The organism is Actinoallomurus acaciae, assembly GCF_042429965.1.
Taxonomy (GTDB): Bacteria; Actinomycetota; Actinomycetes; order Streptosporangiales; family Streptosporangiaceae; genus Actinoallomurus; species Actinoallomurus acaciae.
The window spans coordinates 953-2,109 of the sequence record NZ_JBHLZP010001079.1; the positions used below are offsets into that span (position 1 = coordinate 953).

Here is a 1,157-nt window from a genome sequence, read left to right on the forward strand (position 1 = left end):
GCTCACGTGCGCGGCGAGGTTGATCGACCCCAGGTTGCACACCGCGGTCTCCGCGTCGCTGGTCACCTCCAAAATCTCCGTGCACAGATTCGACAGATGCACCACGTTGCCCGGCTCAGCCGTCTGGTTACACGCACGGTTCGCCGCGTCCTTGAACGTCATCCACCCGTTACCGGTCTGCGCCAGCGTGCGCATCATCGCCCCGTACAACCGCCGCGCCGGAACCTGCCGGACGAACCGGCCCGCGGCCTCGGCCGCCCGATATGCCCGGTCGAACTCCTCCCCCCACACATCCACCAACTCCGGCACCTGCTTGGGATCGAACAGCGACCACACCCCATCCGCCTCGACCCGCCGCATGAACTCATCCGGCACCCAATTCGCCAGATTCAGATTGTGCGTACGCCGCGCGTCCTCACCGGTGTTGTCCCGCAACTCCAGGAACTCCTCCACATCGGCATGCCACGGCTCCAGATACACACACGCCGCGCCCTTACGCCGCCCGCCCTGGTTGACCGCCGCCACCGACGCGTCCAGCGTCCGCAACCACGGCACGATCCCGTTCGAATGCCCGTTCGTCCCCCGGATCAACGACCCCCGGCTACGCACCCGGCTCCAAGAGATCCCGATCCCACCCGCGTACTTACTCAGCCGCGCGACCTGCCCATACCGCCCATAAATCGCCTCCAGCTCATCCCGCGGCGAATCCAGCAGGAAACACGAGGACAGCTGCGGACGCGCGGCACCAGAATTGAACAACGTCGGTGAACTCGGCAGATACGCCAGCCGCGCCATCAACCCGTACAGCTCCGCGGCCTCGGCCACCGTCCCGGCCAGCCCGCACGCCACCCGCAAGAAGAAGTACTGGGGCCGTTCCAGCACCCGCCGCGTCGTCGGATGCCGCAGCAGATAACGGTCATAGACGGTGCGCAGCCCGAAGTAGGTGAACCGGTCATCCGCGCCGTGATCCACCAGAGCATCCAAAGCCGCCGCGTTACCAGCGACGAACCCGGCGGTCTCCTCGTTCAACAACCCCTGCCCATAGGCCGCCGCGACGGACTCGGCGAACGTCACCGGCCCGGTCTCCTCGGCGATCACCCGGGCCAGCAGACGCGCCGCCACCCTCGAATACACCGGATCGGTGACCACCAGCGCCG

1 protein-coding gene is annotated in these 1,157 nt (G+C 67.0%); it reads right to left on the reverse strand.

All coding sequences use genetic code 11. The annotated features are described in order from the left end of the window. A partial coding sequence (locus tag ACFFNX_RS50620) for a ribonucleoside-diphosphate reductase subunit alpha (RefSeq protein WP_378213651.1) occupies window positions 1–1,157 on the reverse strand: 1,157 nt, incomplete at both ends.